This window comes from Flavobacterium ginsenosidimutans, from assembly GCF_037478105.1.
Classification (GTDB): Bacteria; Bacteroidota; Bacteroidia; order Flavobacteriales; family Flavobacteriaceae; genus Flavobacterium; species Flavobacterium ginsenosidimutans.
Genome location: NZ_CP147988.1, coordinates 3,559,656 through 3,579,106, shown reverse-complemented (window position 1 = coordinate 3,579,106; position 19,451 = coordinate 3,559,656). Strand labels below are relative to the sequence as shown.

Here is a 19,451-nt window from a genome sequence, read left to right as displayed (position 1 = left end):
AAATATCATGGTATAAATCGTATTGATTTTAAGCAGATATTTACAGGGTAATTAAATCCGGTAATAAACTGGATAGTAGCATCTTTAGAATGAGAAAAATATTAGTATTTGTACTAGCTGTACTGGGATCATTTGAAATATATGCACAGCAGCAAATTCCCCTTAACGAGAAACACTATCTGGACAGTCTGCAAAGTATCCTCCGTCAAAGCAGGGCAGATAGTTCAAAGGCAGATGCCAGTTTCCTGCTTGTGGAATACTGGAAGATGAAAGATACCCTCAAAAGTAAATTCTACCTCGCCGCCGGAAAAAAATATGCCAAAAAAAATCCCTATTATACTGCCCTTGGATATTTTTACGAAGGACAGTATTATTTCAGTTGGGATCACCCGAAAGCGTCCCTTGCATTTAAGAAATCGGAAGAGGCACTTGCCCATTTTCAGACGAAGAAAGCCTATACCAAGCGAGCTGCCGCATGGTATAATTATGCGCTGATGAACATGGATGCAAAGGGATACGATTACATTACAAAAATTACGCTTGAAAAAGCAATCCCCAATGCCGAAAAAACTGGCGACCCAAAAGTAGTTGCACACTATTACACTCAGCTCTCGACCATCTTAATGAATAACTACCAGTTTTCAAAGGCAACTACATACAGCCAAAAAGCAATTACATTACTAGAGAAAGGGAACCCTGGATCGACAGAACTTTTATTTGCTTATCTCAGTGCCGTGAGCATCTTTTGTTATGACCATAAACCCGAAATGGCCAAACCTTTATTGCTAAAAGCACAGCGATTATTACAACCTTTTCCCGAATCGTTGAACAACACGTTATATTATTATAACGAGGCTCTTTTCTATACCACCACAAAGCAATATACAAAAGCGCTTGCCAGCATCAATACAGGTATCATCCTGGCTAAAAAATATAACCAGAAACAACTTTACCAGCAGTTCTTCTTTCGCAGGTATGATGTTTATTCGGAACAAAAAGATTTTGCAAAAGCCCGCTCTATTTTACTGGATATAGTTAAGGAGGGTACGCTCATATCCAATATCAATGACAGGGCTGTTATCTATTCAGAAATTGCCAAAACCAGTGAGCGGTTAAAGGACTACAAAGAGGCTTACACTTGGTTGAGCAAATACCGGGATGTGAGTGACAGTATCAATAACGACCAGACCAGGTTAAAAATCAATGAGCTGGAGACCAAATACAGGACTGCACAGAATCAGCAAAAAATCGTTTCCCTTCAGGCCCAGAATAGTCAGGCTCTTTTGAAATCTAAAAACGAACGGCTATATAACTGGTTCCTGGGACTTGGATGCCTATTTCTGCTGGGCACGCTCGCATTCGTTCTTCTTAATGCCCGCAACAGAAGAAAACTACTGGAACAGAAAGAAATAAACTATAAACAACAGCTTTTGGAACTGGAGCAAAAGCAGCAGCTTAAAGTCACTAAAGCAATGCTTGATGGTGAAGAACTGGAAAGGGAAAGGGTTGCAAGGGATCTTCATGACGGTCTTGGCGGGATGCTGGCCGGTGTGAAAATAGGGCTTTCTGGTTGGTCAAACACTAATCCGGTAGTTTCCGGCGATAAAGATCTGAGCCGTATCATAAACCAGTTGGACACCTCCGTGAATGAACTGCGCCGGATCGCAAGAAATATGGTGCCTGAGACCCTAATAAAGTTTGGACTGGAAACAGCTTTGAAAGACCTTTGTGAATTCCATATGCAGGAAAGCCTCAACATTAACTATGAAGCCTTTAATATTGAAAGGGACATTCCACTAAATGTACAGCTCAATATCTATCGCATTGTTCAGGAATTGCTTTCCAATGCCATTAAACATGCGAAGGCAAAAAATATATTAGTACAGTGCAGTCAGAATGTGGATACCATCTTTATTACTGTTGAGGATGATGGTATTGGTTTTGATCTCAATTTACTTGACCAGAATAAAGGAATGGGATTGGAGAACTTAAAAAACCGTATCGCATATTTACAGGGAAAACTTGAAATATTATCTTCTGAAAACGATGGCACGACCGTAAATATTGAACTTAACACTGCTCTGAATGGATAAATTACGTACCGTGATAGTAGACGATCATCCAATAGTGATCGCTGGCCTGAAAACATTGCTTCAGAATGAAGCCAATTTAGATATAGTAACCGAATTTTACTCCGGAAATGATCTTATTTCATACATAAAAATAAATCCCACGGATTTGATCCTTCTTGACATAACCCTGCCCGATATAAATGGAATGGATCTTTGTTTATTGATAAAAAAAATATCGGTACAGACAATCATACTCATACTGAGCAACCATACCGAAAGAAGTATAATCATGCAGACCATCCAAAACGGCGCTAGCGGCTATCTATTAAAAAACAGTTCTCTGGAAGAACTGAGGCATTGTATAGCCCAGGCAATGAAAGGAAACATCTGCTACAGCAGGGAAGTTATAGAGATCATGAGCCGGCCAACAAAAAATCAGCTAAGAACTACCCCTCAGCTGACCAAGCGCGAAAAACAGATATTGGGTCTTCTTGCCCAGGGAAAGACCAGCTTGATTATTGGAGAGGAACTCTTTCTAAGCCCGCTCACCGTCGATACGCACCGCAGGAACCTGCTCCAAAAATTCGAGGTCAAAAATGTTGCGGAACTCATTATGATAGCTACTCAACAACAGGTCTTGTAGGCCTATTTTATTTGTTGAATTAATCGTTAATCTTTATTTTATAGAAACTAATTTCTTATTAAAAAATTCCGGGGAATAGCAGAAAGAATATGTGTTTCAGATGTAGTCAATACGATTAGCATTAAGTATATAGGTGATTTGATTTAGAAAGCGTAATATCAAAATAGAATCCATCCTTTCACATGCTCCGACTATAATTATGAGGCATTAAAATAATTTTTCTGCACAGATTTCTGCCGATATCACAAGCCAAAAAATCAGTAGGGATATGGATTCGGTATCACATGCATTCGCCGGATTGGAAGCTGCATTTATTGAAATGAAAAAAGTGGTTTCGATATAACAGCATTATTATTTACAGCTTGAAGCAGGATTATGTCCTGCTTTTTTTATGCTTATACCTAATCCTTAAAGCACATTTATTTCTCCGGCATACACCCAATGCCATAAAAGAGCTTTAACAGGATGTACTGACAAACCATACAAAAAAAATCTCCCTTCTGTTCCTCAACTACATTTTTTAGTATCGTTTAAGTGGCTTATCAGGCCACCATACTTCAAAACTGTTAAGGGTCTTTAAAAAATTCTGCTTTATCTGAATGCAGATTTTGTAATCACATAGACCATTTCCCAATGCCTTTTCCATAGGCTTCCACAGTGTTTTTTATTCAAGAACCGGTATGCTGGTTTTGTCCCATTTCAAGAGCAAAGGTATGATCGTGTTCTTAACGCAACAGCAAGGTCGTGCCCTCCTGGTTTGCAAAAAAATCTCCACCCAGGGGTAGTATTTTTTTGACAAAACCTTGCTGCTGCTAAACACTAACCTTTTATGCTCGTGAAACGAAACAAAGCATACTCCGGCTCTTTAGACGAATAAAAAAAATGTCAGATATGAAAAAATATAGCATTGGAAATGGAAAAAGTGAAACGAAACTTCAGCACCTCCTCTCATTGCCGAATAAATCTAAAAAATCAAATCAGAACAAATTCAATAACGCAAAAAAGTAGAAATCATGAACATCACAGGAAGACTGACAAGAGATGCGGAAGTACGCACAACGTCACAGGAAAAACAAGTAGTAAACTTTTCAGTAGCAACAAACGACAGCTACCGTAACAGACAGGGCGAACGCATAGAGCAAACGACCTATTTCGACTGCTCATACTGGATAAGCCCCAACGTAGCCAAGATACTCACTAAGGGTACTTTGGTGGAACTCACAGGCAGGGTAAGTGCAAGGGCGTGGACAGGTAATGACGGCGAAGCACACGCAGGGTTGAATTTCCATACCTCAAACATCAAACTGCACGGAGGTGGCAAAAAATCAGAAACTGTACAGGCTACTGCACAAACAGCAAGCACTAATACAGCAGGACAAGGCACAGAGGACGACCTACCATTTTAACAACGAGTATTCAATCATTTTTTAACATCAAAATTTAAGCATCATGGCACATAATATCAATTTCAACGAGAGAACAGGACGTTATTCATTTTTTAGCGTACAACAAAAGGCATGGCACAGTTTGGGGCAAATCGTAGAGCAATACCCAACAAGCGAGGAAGCTATCAAATACGCAGGGTTAGATTACGAAGTCGTAAAATCCCCACTGTTTACCAAAGGTTCGGGCATAATCGAAACAGCTAACGGCATAGAGATAGGCAGTAGCGAATTGGAAGTACCCAACTATTTCGCCAACATCCGCACCGATAACAATGCAGTATTGGGCGTAGTGGGCAAAGATTACCATATCGTACAGAACCGTGAAGCCTTTAATTTCTTTGATGCTATTGTAGGTGGTGGCGAGGGCATTTTATATGAAACCGCAGGAGCATTGGGCAACGGAGAACGCATCTTTATTACAGCCAAACTGCCCGACTATATCCGTGTAGGCAATGGCGATGACGTGACAGAAAAATATATCTTCCTTACGACTTCGCACGATGGTAGCGGAAGTATCACAGCCGCATTTACTCCTATCAGGATTGTATGCCAAAATACGCTGAACGCTTCTTTGCGCAGTATGACCAATGTAGTCCGTATCAAACACACTTCGGGAGCAAAACAACGTATCGAGAACGCCCACAAGATTATGGGACTTGCCAACACTTTGAGCAACCAGTTAGAGGGCATTTTCAACGATTGGGCTAAAGTAAAGGTAACCGACAGCGAGGTAAGAAAGTTAATCCAATTGGCACTTTGCCCGAACAAGGAAACATTTGATTTGCTGAAAAAAGGTGCGGAGGATGAAGTTTCCACCCTGTTCAAAAACACCGTTGACGATGCTTTTACTTATGCGATGATAAGTGACACACAGCAGATGCAAACCACAAAAGGCACTTTGTTCGGAGCGTACAACGCTGTTACAGGCTACTTCCAAAATGTACGCAACTACAAAAACGATGAAGCCAAACTACAGAGCATTGTATTGGGTGGTACTGCCCAACTCAAATCACAGAAAGCATTTGAACTGTGTACCTCCTTTGCAACAGACGGTGCGGAAATCCTAAACCTTAATTAGATAACAACAGGCTACCGCCTTAATCGGTGGTAGCCTACTATAAACAACAGCTATGACAATGGAAACCTACAAAGCAACGCTGAAACACGACACAGGCAAGGTAACGCTGACGGTAGTATCACTAAGCGGAAAACAGGGAGCTGTACAGCAGATAAAAACCGCAGAGGGTTGCCCCGAATGTGCAATTGTGGATATAGTGAAGATTGCCAACACTGTAAAACAGGACGAAATGAAAGCAACAACCATAGAAGAAGCCAAAATTATGGCTAAAGACAAGAGCCTTGAAAAGCAAAACAAAGATGAAGCGATATATATCATCTATTGCAATAGAACCGAGTACTTCTATGTAGATACCAACAGCTTGATACGGCTTTGGGAAAGGCTTGTCGGCTACTATGAAAATGGTATTTACACCGCTGAAAAATCACACTTATAACCTTTAAACAAGAAAAGATTATGGCGAATTGGTGCAGTAATACGGTTGTGTTCGAGGGAGAACCCGAAGCAATCAAACAGATACAACAGCTTTTTCAGACAATGAAAACAAAGGAAGAAAAAGACGAGCAGGGACAATTGCCCGACTTTGTTCCCGACACCGATGGAGGGTATTTCTTTAACATCTATTGGAATGAGGGTGACGCGGGCATATACCAATACGAAACAAAGTGGTCACCCAATGCGGAAGTCTTGAAAAAGATAGCAGAATACTATAAGGTAGATTTTGTACAGGATTATGAGGAAATGGGAAACCTCGTATATGGCAGGACAACTTTTGCTGACAAGGTACTCACAGATATTTATTTGGACAATAAAGAATTTGAGCAATACGAGTTCGATGAAGAAACCGATAACTATCAATTTGAGGGGGAAACTTACGACAGTGATTGCGAGATATTGGAAACCCTTTTGGAACGAAAAATAACCAATCATCAACCTTAAAAGCAGATGCAATGGAAACAACAGTAATAGCCACAAAGTTTGTCCGCCACGATGTACCCGAATTGAAAACCCTGCAAAATGCAAAGGTCTATCAGTTAAGGGAGAAACTGAACAAAGGCGAAAAGATGAGCCGAGAAGAAAAAAACTGGCTTGCCGAAGCCGTAAACCGAAATGCTTTTTTCAAAGGAGCCGTTCCCCTTCGGGGTTATCGCTTCGGTTTTGAAGATGTTCTTAAAACCTATGTGGTAAAGCAGTACGGCAATTGGGCTGAATACAATGCCCCCGATAAGACAAGCCTTAGAAGCATTGTTTTTGGCAGGATTGACCAAATAGCAGAAATCAGTAAGTAACAATTAGAGAGCATACTATGAAAATAACGGATTTACACGGTTGCGAAATTGAAGTGACCGACCTAAAAGAAGCTATCAAAATCGCCAAACGGAATACAGGGTACAGCCACGAGGATAAAAGTTTTTCAGACTTCGACAAAAGGCAAAATGCCTATTGGACGGACATACACGAGAAACTGACAGCAATAAAAAAGCGAACAGATAACAATTAAAATTTAAGAACGATGAATACTAATTTTTTTAATCAGATACAGCAGTTGGACTTTACAGGAGTATTGCAACTGAACATTTCAAAAGGAATAGAAAGCAACCTAATCGTAACGGTTTTGCTGAACAACGAACAATGCGGAGATAACGCCAAAAATGGTATTCCCCCATTGACATTTAACGCCACACCCCAAGAGTTTGACGAGGGATTTTTTGAGCAGATAACTACGCCTATACAAAAGGTATCGGGCTTAATGGTGGATATGGAAAAATTCCTAAAGCAATTGGAAGAAGTCAAAAAGCAATCGGCAATCGAGAAAGAGAAAACAGAGAAAGCTAAAAAGGATAAGGAAGCCAAAGACAAGAAATTTAAAGATGCAATGGCAAAGGCTGACGAACTGGAGGCAGCCGGCAAATTCCGTGAAGCGTGGATGAAAGTTCCCGATATAACAGAGTTTCCCGAAAAAGCGGACGAGATACGCAAACGCAAAACATCATTGTCCGACAAGTTTGGAACACCGAGCCTTTTCGGTGCAATGGAAGAAGCAACACCCGAACCGCCACAAGCGGAAGAAGTTACAGTCGATTATCCTATTGATGAAACAAGCGAGGAAGAATAAACCATTAATCCAAAAATCAGAAAGTTATGTTATTAGCAACGCAATTAGAACGAGTGTTTATACTCAAAGATAAAGGACAGGACATCAGACTGACCGACCCCGAACCACGTTGGAGCGTGGAAGCCGTAATGAATTTTTATGCCAATATGTACCCGATCCTTACAACGGCAAAAGCATCTGCACCTGCTATCAAAGATGATGCAGTAGAGTACAAATTTGAGAGCGTAATGGGTACTAAAGGTTAATCCAAAAATCTAAAACAATGAGTTATGCAACGCAACATCATATCGGGAACTATCAGCACACCCGAACAGAAACGGCAACAGCAATTGCACCGACAGTTGGGCGAGTTCGCCAAGTGGCTACAAAGACCAAAGGATGCAAGCCAGGTGCAGAAAGACAGACAGAAATCCGTTCCAATAGCAATGCTACCAATGGTATTCTAAAATGTACATTTCTGCCCAAACTGAAAACGGCACAATGCGTACAGGCTTGTAAAGAAACAGCAAAAACGGAGAGGGAGTTTTACCAATCCCTTTCCACACTTGCCGAGCATTATAGCATTGAGCCGATGCAGACCAAAGATTTTGGCTTTCCCTACAATATCGCATTAGGTATGTGGGATATGGAAACCAAAGCAAAACGTACCAATGCCAATTGGGATAATTACAAATTGGTACAGGACAGTAAGAAAACCTTTTTCACAAGTGAGGAACGGTACGACACAGGTACAACCTTGTATTATATCCCCATTGTGCCACTCTTTAGAATGTTGCACAACAAAGAACGCAAGCACACTGCCCAACTGCTCGTAGCGGTATGCAGTTACCTGTACCATATTGCCGACATACCGTATTACAGGCAGGAAGACAGCTATCTGTATTGGATGTACGAAATGCACAAAGACTGGGTGGAACAGGACGAAGAAACGGACGAAACAGAAACCTATAAACGTGATTTTGTAGAAGCAGAATATGTTGGCGACAGGATAGAACAAAAGTTATTCAACCGTAATAATCTGACGTTTTTTGAACAGCGTTTGAGCTGTTTTAAAAGCCGTGATACGTTCGACAGGGAATGCCACAAGGTAGCGTGTAATGCGTTTGCCCTTTATACGGAATATCCCACAGCAAGCATTTTTAGAAACGCACCAATGTCCGAACAAGACCCTTATAACGATGATGATTACGATAATGAAACAATCGGAATGGAAAAGTACATTTCATTTATTGCCGACACCAGAGGTTGGCTGTATGAAAGCCTTTCCGACAGTATCAACAACGAGTTTAACGAATACGGAAAAATGGATGAACCGACCATTTGCAAAGCATTTGACGGCAGTAAAATAACACAGGGCAACCTTGATTTTGAAAACCGCCTGTTTGAATTGTTGGACGACCTTTCTTACTTATTGTATAATTATAAAACCACCGAAAAATGAACGATATAACCCAAAATTTCGGAACACTGTACTATCCAAAATCTGCTTTGGTTTTCTATGAAACCGCAGGAACGGAAAGCGATATGTACGTGGAGCATTTTGATATGGACAGCAACGGCAACCCAATAAATGCCCACCCATTGACCGTAAAGGAAGCTAACACATTGGCTAAATCTTTACAGACCGATGAAGAAAAGAGCAAAGCCTTTTTAAAGCCAAAGGGGGTTTTGCCTACAAACATCCTGTATATCAATCCGAGCGAAAAAGGTATGGTGCTGTGGTACACCAAGGCACAGCAAAGGAAACTTTATTTTGTGGATAGTTTGGGCATACCCAACGGAACGGCACAAGTACCGCCAATGCTTTGGCTTGCCAATAAAAACAGCCTTACCGTATTCGCCTTGGCAAATGACAGAAGACCTACAGAAAAAACATCCCTGCATTATGCACCGTTCTTCAATATCTACGAAAAGGGCAATGTATGCATGGGAACGGTAAGCATTGATATTAAAAAATCAGTTTCGGTTGAGGAATTTATACAGGCGTGGGAGCATTATTTTTTCAATTCCTATTTCAGCCATTCACTATGCGAAAACCTAACCAAAAAGAACATTGTAAACCTTTGGAAAGACCTTATCAATACAGATAAACCCTTTCCGAAGGAAGCATTGAAAAAGAATAATAAAACCCTTAAAAATCTATTGTGATGGAAACAACAAAAACAGCAGTCCATTTTACGGACAATTATCTGCTCAATCCGACAAATCCGATTTCGGTAAACCTTATCGGGGCAGGTGGCACAGGCTCAAAAGTATTGACCGCTTTAATGGAAATAAACGAGAGCTTGATTGCGTTGGGACACGCAGGGTTGCAGGTACGAGTTTGGGATGATGATATTATCACAAGTGCCAATTTGGGAAGGCAACGATTTTTTGAATGTGAAACAGGATTGTATAAGTCCGTTGCCTTGATAAATCGTGTCAACCGTTGTATCGGTACAAATTGGAAAGCGGAAACGCAAAAATTTGAAAAAGATAAGTTTGGCAGATTGCCCGAGAAAGCAAAGGCAATCATTACCATTACCTGTGTGGACAATGTACAGGCAAGGTTTGGCGTTGCGGAAATTCTCAAAGGGTTAAGCTATCGCAGAAATTATCAAGACGAACCAAAATATTGGTTGGATTTTGGCAACAGCCAAGATACAGGACAAGTGCTACTATCCACTATCGGAGAGATAAAGCAACCTAATTCAGAGAAATACCAAACGGTGGCAAGTCTGCCATTTGTTACAGAAGAATATGGAGAATTGCTGAAACAATCTGAACAAGAGGACAACACGCCAAGTTGCTCTCTTGCCGAAGCATTGGAACACCAAGATTTGTTTATCAATTCATCATTGACACAAATGGGTTGTTCCCTGTTGTGGAACTTGTTTCGCAGGGGAATGACCGAATACAAGGGATTTTTTCACAATCTGAAAGACTTCCGTACCCACCCGATAAAGGTCACCTGACCCGAAAAGTCGGGCGGCAAAAAGACACTCCCTCCCGATGGTCTGGGCAGTCTTTTTGCATCTAATCGGTACAACCCCTTTGCCGAAATATACCTACACCCACTTCCTTCTGCTATATTTCATCAAACAGGTTGAGACATTATTGCATGGGATATTCGGTATCCCTTTCTTTGTTTTCGGGAACTTCTTTTCTTTTCACACAGCGACCAAAGAAAAGAAGCAAAAGAACGCCGCTTGGTTATGTAAACAAGATTTACAGATACTAATAAACTGTAATAAATTAAATCATTTCAGTAAAAGATTAAACTATAGAACTCTACTAATTACTAAATTTGTATTTTATATATGATATAGCATTGAGAAAAAAATATAACATAAAAGAGTTCCTAGAATATACCAATATTGGCGGCTTCAAGAACAATCATATCCATTTAGTTGAATATCAGAAACAAAAGGATATGCTGAGAAAATCGCTTCCTGTTGAACTTGATTTCTATTTTTTGGCTATTAAGCTGAATTTTGATAAGGACAAGAATTTTGGTCAGACGATTTTTGACCAAGCAGATGCTTTTGTTTACCTTGATTCGCCTGGAGATATTCTTGAATGGGATTTAGATCATCAAATCTCAGGATATCATATTCTTTTAGATACTGGACTCTTTCGAAAAATTGCCAAAGAATACAGCTTTACATATTATAATAACCACGAAGCACTCTTCATAACCAAAGAAGAAGAGAAAACAATTACCGATCTCTTTCAAAAAGCATTAAAAGAATTTGAAAGTAATGATAACGTTTCAAAAGAAATTGTAGTTTCGTACGCTTCACTTATCCTTTCCTACATCCAGAAATTCTACAGTAGGCAATTTAATACAAGGCAAGAATTATATAACAGCACCGTAGCTGATTTTTACAAGAACCTTGACGCATATTTTGACAACCAAAAGAATGTCACCAAAATGCCTTCAGTTTCGCTCTTTTCAGATATGGCCAATTTGTCACCTAATTATTTTGGAGACCTCATTAAGCATTACACAAGTCGTTCGCCACAGGAGCACATCCATCAATTAATCATACAAATCGCAAAGAATAAACTTAGGACAACCTCTTTGAGTATAAGTGAAATAGCTTTCAGCTTGGGGTTTGATTATCCATCCTACTTTGCTACATTTTTCAAGAAGGAAACAGGAATATCTCCGACTGTTTTCAGAAATCAGTAAATAGTTAAAGTATTCAGGTAATTCCTTTAAGTATAAGGATTTTGGATGATATTATCTTTGTAATGTTAAAACAACTTATTAAAGATAAATGAAAATGAAATCAGTAAAATTCAAAAACAGGAATTGGGAAGTCGCAGGCGTTTTGCAGTTCCCGAAAGACTTCGATGAAACTAAAAAATATCCAGCTATTGTATGCGCCCATCCCATTAGCAGTTGCAAAGAACAAACAGCAGGAAACATTTATGGTAAGGCTCTTGCGGAAGCAGGTTTTATAACGTTGGCCTTTGATGCTTCCAATCAAGGAGAAAGCGGTGGTGAACTGAGGTTTTTAGAAGACCCGGCCACCCGGGTTGAAGATTTCCGCTGTGCAGCAGATTTCCTGACAACATTAGATTATGTGGATGAGGAAAAAATAGGCGTTCTAGGTGTTTGCGGCGGAGGCGGCTATGCGGCTAATGCAGCTATGACCGAAAGACGTTTCAAAGCAGTAGTAACAGTTGTAGGCGCAAACTACGGACGCCTTATGCGCGAGGGAGATCTTACGGTAGATTCTGCAATAAAAACTTTAGAGGGAGTTGCAAAACAACGTACAGCACAGGCAAGAGGAGCCGAAGCTGCAATTTCGGTTTACATACCTAAAACACAGGAAGACAGAATTGCTGCCGGAATTACTGATATCGATATTGTGGAAGCAATGGATTACTATTTGACACCAAGAGGACAGCATCCAAACTCACCAAATCAATTACGTGTTGACAGTCTTGATAAAGCAATGGCATTTGATGCCTTCCATTTAGCAGAAAAATTGCTTACCCAGCCTCTACACATTGTAGTTGGAGATATAGTAGGTGCATTTGGTTCCTTAAGAGATGGTTTTGAACTCTTTGATAAAGCTGCATCAAAACAAAAATCTATTCAGGTTGTAGCTGGCACAAGTCATTATGAATTATATGATCAACCAGAACCTACAGGTAAAGCATTAGAGCAAATTGTTCCGTTTTTTCAGAAACATCTTGCATAATATTTCGGAAACAATAAGAGGCAATTTATTTGCCTCTTATTTGTTAATGTATCTTTAGGTTTTATATTAAGATTTAAAAGGCGAACTAGACGACCATATACTCCGCATGCAATCAAGACCTAAAGTTTATTCTTAAGATACTTAAAATCGAATGTTCTTATTCCAGCACTTAAATTTTGTGAATACTCATTAGTGATTAGTGTTAATAAGATTTATCGGAATGTAAATTTTGACAGTATTAGAAGGTACAAGATCTTGCTATGCCAGAGTCTGGCATATGGCCATAATTGTCTTAAACGGAAGACTGCTTCCATTTATCAAAGTCATCGAAAAGTTCCTCGATTCCCTCAAATTCTATAAAGGCTACAAGTTCCATTTTGCACATTTTCTTAAAGCCCCTGAATTTTTCAAAATTCTTTAATGGTATAGCAACCATATCTTCGATGGTATGAACTTCCAATAAATCAAGCAAATTCGATAGCCTTATGCTGAAAGTGAAGGCACTGTCTACCAATTTCTTTTTCAGTATCTCAGGATTTTTTGCAGCCCCTTGCTCTTGAAAATAATCCTCTACAATTGTTAGTATCCCTGCGCTAAAATATTTACCCCCATTATAAATTATGTTTATAGCATTTTTTAGCTCATCAGGATCAGCCCCCTTCAGAATATAGCCATCTGTACCATTTTCCAACATTTTTAAGACATCTTTTCGATCATCGTTTACACTGAATGCCAATATCTTTATCCCCGGATATCTCTCACGTATGTGTCTAACCGTTTCAAATCCATCCATCACAGGCATATTTACATCAACGATACAGATTTGAGGTAAAACAGATGCTGTCTCCAGTCTTTGAAGAGCAACCTGCCCATTTTCAGCATCAAAGATTGTTTCAAAACCATAGCTTTCAAGAAATTGGCATACGCCATTCCTTAATAGGTCATGGTCATCAACCATCGCTAATCGAATTACATTTTTTTCTTCACTCATTTTATAAAGATTTTCATTATACGCTTGAAAAGTCCAACTGATGGGGTAGCAATGTTTTCTTGCCTTACTATTGCCTCATTTTGTACATCTCTCACGCTATGGTCAATTAGCCAATCATAAAATCTCTGAACGTTATCTGGAGTGAAGTGTATAATCTCGCCATTTTTAAGGGATATGATGAACATATCAATACAAACTGCAAATGCCGAAAGATCGGAAGCAGGATATTGTAAGGCTGGATAGGTATTTTTAGCAGTGCCCATATCATCAGTTTTTTAGATTGTGCGGCACTGCCAAATAAAAAGAAGGCGCGGGCCACCACACTTACCGATACTGAGGCACTGGTATACCCGACAACGAATAAGCGAGCGCCCACGCCTATGGCATGAGCGTTCTTCCTTATCGTCCCGTTGTCGTAAAAATTACCAGTTTTCAGTACCGAGACTTAAAGCAAAAACACTTTAAGATTTTTATATATGTTGGTACAAAGATACTAAAGTCAGTCTTGATAGGCAATTATTCTATCAGCTTTAGCAACGAAAAAAGATTCTCATCTTATGGTGTGATTTGACACATAATTACTCTCCAGGACATTAAGAATATCCGACTGTTTGAAAATAATCTTACCACCTATTTGGATATACGGCAATATTTTATCATCCCTGTATTGCTGTAATGTTCTTTTGCTGAGGTGTAATAGCCTGCACACATCTTCGCCCGAAAGGTAAATTTCGCCATTCATTACTGGGCGGTAGTTTTTTAATATCTCTTCCATGCGGTTTCTCAACCGTATCATCATCTCCTGATGAATAATGATTTCTTCGGTTTCATTTGTCAGTAGATGCATTGCCAATTGTATTGTACGGACGTCCGGCTCCGAGTAAAGCCTGTACATCCGATAGTTTATAATAATTCTTGCGGTTCAGTTTGGAATAAGGCAATAGTCCCTTATCTTTATATGTCTGCAAAGTTCTTTTGGTAATGTTCATCATCAGGCACACCTCCTGATTATCGAGCCATTTCTCCTCTTTGAAAATGGGCATGTATTTCCTCGTGGCATTTTCGGTCAGTTCTAAAAGTGCTTTCAGCTCGTTTTTCATTCCCTCTAGTGCAGACTTTTGTATTGCGATAACTTCCATCTTTTGCTCGTTTTTTCTGTGGATGGTCAAGTTAGAAAGGCTTTATAAGGGATTGCACAATGTTGTAGCCTTTGGCACTAAAAGGCAGTATTTGGCAGTTTACTTTTGTCGGAAACAAAAAACGGATTACCTTTTGGGTTATCCGTTTCTTTTAAGCTGTATTTTTATTGATTATCTGCGTTGAACAGGCTGTTCTGTTTTTGTCTCTTGTTTTTCATTTTTCTCATGGTAATAAGCCCAAAAGCATAACAGCCCCCAAATAATCATTGCATAAGCTATCCATTTGCCAACCTTTTCGATCAATTTGATGAAAACCGAACTTTCATAAGATGAAAACCCCTCGGCTCCCATAGGGCCACGCCTGTAAAACTTTCTACGGTTAATCCAATAACGAAGTCCTAGGCCTGCAACTAAAAATATTATCCCTATAACCAATGATGCAATCATAATAAACTACTTTATTCAACCCGTTAAATTTACAAAAAAAACCTATATGTATTTCTTATGAGAAATCAACGGGATTATGATTTTATAATTTCTCAACAAGTTTCTTATGTTTCACAGCCCAAACTTCCAATTGCCGCCACACAGGAATTAACTCTTTTGAAATGTCGGTCAGTTCATAATCAACACGTGGTGGAACTTCTGCGTAAACTGTCCGTTTTACCAAGCCGTCTTTTTCAAGCTCACGTAATTGCAGGGCAAGCATACGCTCGGTTATTTCGGGGATAAGTCTTTTTATCTCACTAAAACGTAATTTGCCGTTTTCGAGTTTGCATAAAATGAGCAATTTCCACCGCCCACCAATTTTGCATACAGCATACATCAACTCACATTCCATAATTACTTTTTCATTCAACATATTGGTTGAATTATCTTTTCTCTTTCCCATGACTTACAAATTTGTTAGTACCTCACAATTAGCCGTGTACTACACAAAAATAGTGATTGAAAACTAATTTTGAGGCTCATTTTAAACGGATTTATTACGATGAAGAAATACGCATACATAGGTTGCCTCGGATTTTTGGCGGTTATAACAACTGAATTTGGCATCATTGGCATTCTGCCACAGATAGCAGAACACTATAAGATAAGTATTGACAAAGCCGGATATCTGCTGAGTGTCTTTGCTTTAGTCATCGCCCTGACAGGTCCTTTTATGACCTTATTGGCATCGGGCTTTGACCGTAAAAAAGTGATGCTCACGGCTATCTTTATTTTTCTGATAACAGGTGTAGTATCTTCCTTTGCACCTCCTTTTTGGCTATTAATGCTGGTCAGGATATTGCCCGCCTTTCTGCAACCTGTTTATATTGCCACGGCTTTGTCGGTTGCTGTTTCTCAGGCAGATAAAAAACGTGAAAACGAATTGATGAGCATCGTATTCAGTGGTGTTGCCATTGCTATGGTTACAACTGTTCCTTTTGCCACCTGGCTGGCAAGTATATGGTCTTGGGAATACTCTTTTGTGATCCAGGCAATCGTGAGTGTTGTAGCTTTAGCTGGAATTTACTTTGTGTTGCCATCAATGCCTGTGAAGGAAAAGAAATCTTTTGGAAGCCAGCTAAAGATATTGGGTAAACCTACTTTTATCATCAGTACCTTCATGAACTTTTTTATGATTACGGCTTGGTTTTCCACCTATAGTTATTTTGCAGAGTACCTAAACAAAACAAAGGCTATGGACAGTACAATGGTCAGCTATATGCTGTTTGTTTTTGGCATTATCGGTGTGTTTTCCAATTGGGTTGCAGGGAAAATGCTGAATAAGAATATTGCTAAAACTACCGCTTTTTTCCTTTCGGGAACTATTCTGGTACCTATACTTCTTCATTTCTCAGGGGGGAATAGCATAGCGACCATTGTTGTGATTGCCATATGGGGTTTCTTGTATTCGCCCAGCTTCCTGAACGCTTCTACCTATATGATTTCATCCGCACCTGATAGTCTGGAATTTGCCAATAGCCTGGCAACTTCATTCGGTAACTTAGGCGTATCCTTAGGAACCACTATTGGAGGGTGGATCATTATTACTAAAGGTGTAGGATATAATCCGTGGATAGGCTTTTTTTTTGGTATTCTGGCTTTCCTGATGATTGGATTGAGAAGTTTTTATGAAGGAAAAACAATATTATAGCTCGTTTTTCTAGAGGATTATTTATCAGCATTCCAGGGCTGCGCTGAAGCCAATTCTTTAGATTGCCATTCCTCAAGAACATCCATCGCTTTTTTATCGGGACAATGAATAAAGTTAATTTTGCGTTCATGGGCGCACTTTCTCAATTCGTCAAATATAAATGTATCATCAAATCCGACTTTAGACGCTTCGGCATTGGTATTTGAATAAAACACTTTACTGATTTTTGCCCAATATATTGCACCTAAACACATTGGACAGGGTTCTAAAGTAGTGTACATCTGGCAGTTTGATAATTGAAGATTTTTTATGTTCGTGCATGCTCGCTCAATGGCAACCATTTCACCATGTGAGGTAGGATTAATGCGTTCAAATATTTCATTATGTCCTTCTCCAATAATTTTTCCGTTTTTAACAATCACGCACCCAATTGGAAGCCCCCTGCCACTCTGGTATGCGATTTCGGAAAGCTCAATTGCTCTCAACATAAATTTAGGATTATAGTCCTGGTCAATTGTCTTAGTCATTGTTACAGAATTTAAATTGCAAATTTATCTAACTAATCCAAATAATTGATATTATAAAGACCATTTTATATTAAAGATGAGATGTATAACCATTTTAGAACAATTAAAAAAAAACGGCCTATCATCTAAGCCGTTTTTTGTTTTTAATCACTATTATTAAACTGAAAAGTTATTTGCTTTTCATTCCCGAAGCTGTCCGAGATCCAAACATCAAAAGATTGCGATACCGCTGACGTTGAGGTGTAATACAATCTGAACTGGGTGGAAGCCAAAGGATATAAATCGTTGGGCAGATAAGACGGTTCACTGTAATACTGCAATGTTCCTGTACCATCGTATTGAAAGTATCGGAGATAATATTGCGTGTTATTATAATTCCCGGTTCGCTGTATCGTTATCCTTATTTCTACTGTCTGCCCATTGGCAACATCTTTAGGTACCGGCATCACGTTTACCTCGAAAGGGAAATTGTTCTGTATTTCGAGTTCATCTTCTTTGCTACAAGATACCAACGTAACCGAAGCTGTGAGGATTGCCAAGAGTACATATATCGGCAGTAATCCCATTCTGAATTTATTAAATATTGTTATCATTGTCTTTACGTTTTAAAAGTTAAACCTTAATCCCACGCCTGCGGACGGTCGGAATTGTTCGAGGTCTGTACCCCAAAGCACTTTTGTACGCCCTTGCAGGACTAACACAAATCGGTCGGACAGATACGTTTCAAATGTGAGTCGTCCGCCAGCTCCGTAGATAAAATTATCCTCGCTCAATATCTTCGATCCGTCATATAGCATTGCTTCACCACGGTTAATGCTCTCGTACCCGACCACACCTGTTACGGCGAAATTCAGCGTGATGTTCTTTCGGGTATCTCCCAACAGGAAGAAGCTGTAACCACCCTCTGCTGAATAGGTTTCTTGTGGTATGTGGAGGTCTTTGTAGTCGTGGTATTGATGCGTATATTCTAGCGCCCAAAGCTGGTAATTACCATTCTTACCATTTATGGTCAATGCTGCACTGATATAGTAATCATTTCCGATCTTGTCATCGGATAATATGCCTGTGCTTATTTCCAGTCCTTTCTGTTTGGGGAGCATTCGTTGTGCCTGTGCCGCTGTGATACTTATTACAACAAGCATCACGGTATAGATATACTTTTTCATTTCTATTCTCTTTTAGTTGTTATTTAAAATTTCAGGTGCATATCGCTAATCAATCGGGCTTTAATCAAATCCGAGTTTTCTACCTGAAGTGTTTGATGCCTGCCACCGTTTTTCTCAAAAATCTCGATCAGCAGTACCTTGTCATCGGCAATGGTAAACTGGTCTAACAGGAAAACATTCTGTTCGGTAGTTTGTCCCGAAATTTCCGCAAGTGGCTTATAGGTACGAAGCGGTATCATCGGGCGTTCCTGGACGACGGTACGTTTGGCCACTTTCTTATCTACTACTTTGAAGTTTACAAAATCAATCTGAAAAGGCACATTGGTACGGTTTCTCAATTCCGTATGGAAATAGTATTTGCCGTTGTGTATGTAAATGCCTTTGAGTATAAACTGTATGCCGAAACTTTTAGCTCCAATATGCTTTACAATGCGTTTGTCCTTTTTGTAAATGGTTTCTAATAGCAAACCTGCCAGTGAGGGAGAATTGTTGCCCAATTCTTCAAAAAGCACATCATTACCGTTGGTCCTGTCAACCGCTTTCTGCATTGTGAGCAGGTCGTAGCTCATTGCCTCCGGGTAAGAACTGTAATATACATTGAAACTGTAAAAACGTCCGTCATTCGTGATTACGGAAAAGTTGGTTTCCTGCTCAAAGTCCCTTACCGATGCCTTTACACGCAACACGTTTTCCGCATCTTCGGCTTTACCAGCAATTAGGTATTCGCTACCTAAGTCCACATAGCGAATGGAGGTCGGGAAAATCAGGTGCGAAGTCTTGTCATAGGTAACTTCCATGCGGTACGGTTCTATCTTGCCCAATGCAAGGGTTGTTCTGATGCTATCCTGTGCATAAGATTGTATGGCAAAGCCGAGTATCAGGGCAAGAGCCCAAAAGGTTTTCAAATGATTTTTCATTGTTTTATTTATTTGAGTTCAA

At 39.6% G+C, this 19,451-nt stretch carries 25 protein-coding genes; 15 read left to right on the top strand and 10 right to left on the bottom strand.

Annotated elements, in window-relative coordinates; genetic code table 11:
• Positions 1 to 89: 89 nt before the first annotated feature.
• From V6624_RS15725 to V6624_RS15660, 14 genes are all read left to right on the top strand, one after another.
• Positions 90 to 2,093: a sensor histidine kinase gene (locus tag V6624_RS15725; protein ID WP_338839298.1), complete on the top strand. Its 2,004-nt coding sequence runs from the start codon at positions 90 to 92 to the stop codon at positions 2,091 to 2,093.
• Positions 2,086 to 2,715 carry a response regulator transcription factor gene (locus V6624_RS15720; protein WP_338839297.1) on the top strand — a complete coding sequence of 210 codons (630 nt, stop codon included), beginning with the start codon at positions 2,086 to 2,088 and terminating at the stop codon, positions 2,713 to 2,715. The genes V6624_RS15725 and V6624_RS15720 overlap by 8 nt, the downstream gene beginning before the upstream one ends.
• A gap of 1,013 nt (positions 2,716 to 3,728) precedes the next feature.
• Entirely contained in the window at positions 3,729 to 4,121 is a 393-nt protein-coding gene (locus V6624_RS15715; RefSeq protein ID WP_338839296.1) for a single-stranded DNA-binding protein, read from the top strand.
• A 43-nt stretch (positions 4,122 to 4,164) separates the two neighbouring features.
• Positions 4,165 to 5,238, top strand: coding sequence for a DUF932 domain-containing protein (locus V6624_RS15710; protein ID WP_338839294.1), 1,074 nt, complete (start codon positions 4,165 to 4,167; stop codon positions 5,236 to 5,238).
• Positions 5,239 to 5,296: 58 nt separating this feature from the next.
• A complete protein-coding gene (locus tag V6624_RS15705; protein ID WP_338839293.1) occupies positions 5,297 to 5,674 on the top strand; it encodes a hypothetical protein in 378 nt (125 codons plus the stop codon).
• Positions 5,675 to 5,694: 20 nt separating this feature from the next.
• On the top strand, positions 5,695 to 6,177 hold the full coding sequence (locus V6624_RS15700; RefSeq protein WP_338839292.1) for a hypothetical protein: 483 nt from the start codon (positions 5,695 to 5,697) through the stop codon (positions 6,175 to 6,177).
• Positions 6,178 to 6,188: 11 nt separating this feature from the next.
• Positions 6,189 to 6,527, top strand: a complete 339-nt coding sequence (locus V6624_RS15695) for a molybdenum ABC transporter ATP-binding protein (RefSeq protein WP_338839291.1) — start codon at positions 6,189 to 6,191, stop codon at positions 6,525 to 6,527.
• Positions 6,528 to 6,751: 224 nt separating this feature from the next.
• Positions 6,752 to 7,354: a PRTRC system protein E gene (locus V6624_RS15690; RefSeq protein ID WP_338839290.1), complete on the top strand. Its 603-nt coding sequence runs from the start codon at positions 6,752 to 6,754 to the stop codon at positions 7,352 to 7,354.
• A gap of 26 nt (positions 7,355 to 7,380) precedes the next feature.
• Positions 7,381 to 7,599 carry a PRTRC system protein C gene (locus V6624_RS15685; RefSeq protein WP_338839288.1) on the top strand — a complete coding sequence of 73 codons (219 nt, stop codon included), beginning with the start codon at positions 7,381 to 7,383 and terminating at the stop codon, positions 7,597 to 7,599.
• A 17-nt stretch (positions 7,600 to 7,616) separates the two neighbouring features.
• Positions 7,617 to 8,795, top strand: coding sequence for a hypothetical protein (locus V6624_RS15680; RefSeq protein WP_338839286.1), 1,179 nt, complete (start codon positions 7,617 to 7,619; stop codon positions 8,793 to 8,795).
• Complete coding sequence (locus V6624_RS15675) at positions 8,792 to 9,502, top strand: PRTRC system protein B (protein ID WP_338839285.1); 711 nt, start codon at positions 8,792 to 8,794, stop codon at positions 9,500 to 9,502. The genes V6624_RS15680 and V6624_RS15675 overlap by 4 nt, the downstream gene beginning before the upstream one ends.
• On the top strand, positions 9,502 to 10,308 hold the full coding sequence (locus tag V6624_RS15670) for a PRTRC system ThiF family protein (RefSeq protein ID WP_338839284.1): 807 nt from the start codon (positions 9,502 to 9,504) through the stop codon (positions 10,306 to 10,308). Before V6624_RS15675 ends, V6624_RS15670 begins: the two co-directional genes overlap by 1 nt.
• A 356-nt stretch (positions 10,309 to 10,664) precedes the next feature.
• On the top strand, positions 10,665 to 11,528 hold the full coding sequence (locus V6624_RS15665; protein ID WP_338839283.1) for a helix-turn-helix domain-containing protein: 864 nt from the start codon (positions 10,665 to 10,667) through the stop codon (positions 11,526 to 11,528).
• An 88-nt stretch (positions 11,529 to 11,616) separates the two neighbouring features.
• Positions 11,617 to 12,549, top strand: coding sequence for an alpha/beta hydrolase (locus V6624_RS15660; RefSeq protein WP_422389316.1), 933 nt, complete (start codon positions 11,617 to 11,619; stop codon positions 12,547 to 12,549).
• Positions 12,550 to 12,841: 292 nt separating this feature from the next.
• On the opposite strand, the gene V6624_RS15655 is transcribed toward V6624_RS15660, so the two are convergent.
• From V6624_RS15655 to V6624_RS15630, 6 genes are all read right to left on the bottom strand, one after another.
• Positions 12,842 to 13,540: a response regulator transcription factor gene (locus V6624_RS15655; RefSeq protein WP_338839281.1), complete on the bottom strand. Its 699-nt coding sequence runs from the start codon at positions 13,538 to 13,540 to the stop codon at positions 12,842 to 12,844.
• Entirely contained in the window at positions 13,537 to 13,803 is a 267-nt protein-coding gene (locus V6624_RS15650; RefSeq protein ID WP_338839280.1) for a hypothetical protein, read from the bottom strand. The genes V6624_RS15655 and V6624_RS15650 overlap by 4 nt, the downstream gene beginning before the upstream one ends.
• A gap of 287 nt (positions 13,804 to 14,090) precedes the next feature.
• Complete coding sequence (locus tag V6624_RS15645) at positions 14,091 to 14,387, bottom strand: helix-turn-helix domain-containing protein (RefSeq protein ID WP_338839279.1); 297 nt, start codon at positions 14,385 to 14,387, stop codon at positions 14,091 to 14,093.
• The gene (locus V6624_RS15640; protein ID WP_338839278.1) at positions 14,368 to 14,679 is read right to left on the bottom strand and encodes a helix-turn-helix domain-containing protein; all 312 of its coding nucleotides are present in this window, start codon (positions 14,677 to 14,679) and stop codon (positions 14,368 to 14,370) included. Before V6624_RS15640 ends, V6624_RS15645 begins: the two co-directional genes overlap by 20 nt.
• A 171-nt stretch (positions 14,680 to 14,850) precedes the next feature.
• Positions 14,851 to 15,126: a molybdenum ABC transporter permease gene (locus tag V6624_RS15635; protein WP_338839277.1), complete on the bottom strand. Its 276-nt coding sequence runs from the start codon at positions 15,124 to 15,126 to the stop codon at positions 14,851 to 14,853.
• 82 nt (positions 15,127 to 15,208) lie between these two features.
• The gene (locus V6624_RS15630) at positions 15,209 to 15,571 is read right to left on the bottom strand and encodes a helix-turn-helix domain-containing protein (RefSeq protein WP_338839276.1); all 363 of its coding nucleotides are present in this window, start codon (positions 15,569 to 15,571) and stop codon (positions 15,209 to 15,211) included.
• 99 nt (positions 15,572 to 15,670) lie between these two features.
• Here V6624_RS15630 and V6624_RS15625 point away from each other — a divergent pair, with 99 nt between their 5' ends.
• Positions 15,671 to 16,819 carry an MFS transporter gene (locus V6624_RS15625; RefSeq protein ID WP_338839275.1) on the top strand — a complete coding sequence of 383 codons (1,149 nt, stop codon included), beginning with the start codon at positions 15,671 to 15,673 and terminating at the stop codon, positions 16,817 to 16,819.
• 17 nt (positions 16,820 to 16,836) lie between these two features.
• Here V6624_RS15625 and V6624_RS15620 read toward each other — a convergent pair whose 3' ends face one another.
• The 4 genes from V6624_RS15620 to traN all read right to left on the bottom strand — a co-directional run bounded on the left by V6624_RS15620 (position 16,837) and on the right by traN (position 19,429).
• Positions 16,837 to 17,346 carry a nucleoside deaminase gene (locus tag V6624_RS15620; RefSeq protein WP_338839274.1) on the bottom strand — a complete coding sequence of 170 codons (510 nt, stop codon included), beginning with the start codon at positions 17,344 to 17,346 and terminating at the stop codon, positions 16,837 to 16,839.
• Between the two features lie 143 nt (positions 17,347 to 17,489).
• A complete protein-coding gene (locus tag V6624_RS15615; RefSeq protein ID WP_338839273.1) occupies positions 17,490 to 17,939 on the bottom strand; it encodes a DUF3872 domain-containing protein in 450 nt (149 codons plus the stop codon).
• A gap of 12 nt (positions 17,940 to 17,951) precedes the next feature.
• Complete coding sequence (locus V6624_RS15610) at positions 17,952 to 18,512, bottom strand: conjugal transfer protein TraO (RefSeq protein ID WP_338839271.1); 561 nt, start codon at positions 18,510 to 18,512, stop codon at positions 17,952 to 17,954.
• A 23-nt stretch (positions 18,513 to 18,535) separates the two neighbouring features.
• Entirely contained in the window at positions 18,536 to 19,429 is an 894-nt protein-coding gene (gene traN / locus V6624_RS15605) for a conjugative transposon protein TraN (RefSeq protein WP_338839270.1), read from the bottom strand.
• Positions 19,430 to 19,451 lie beyond the last annotated feature (22 nt).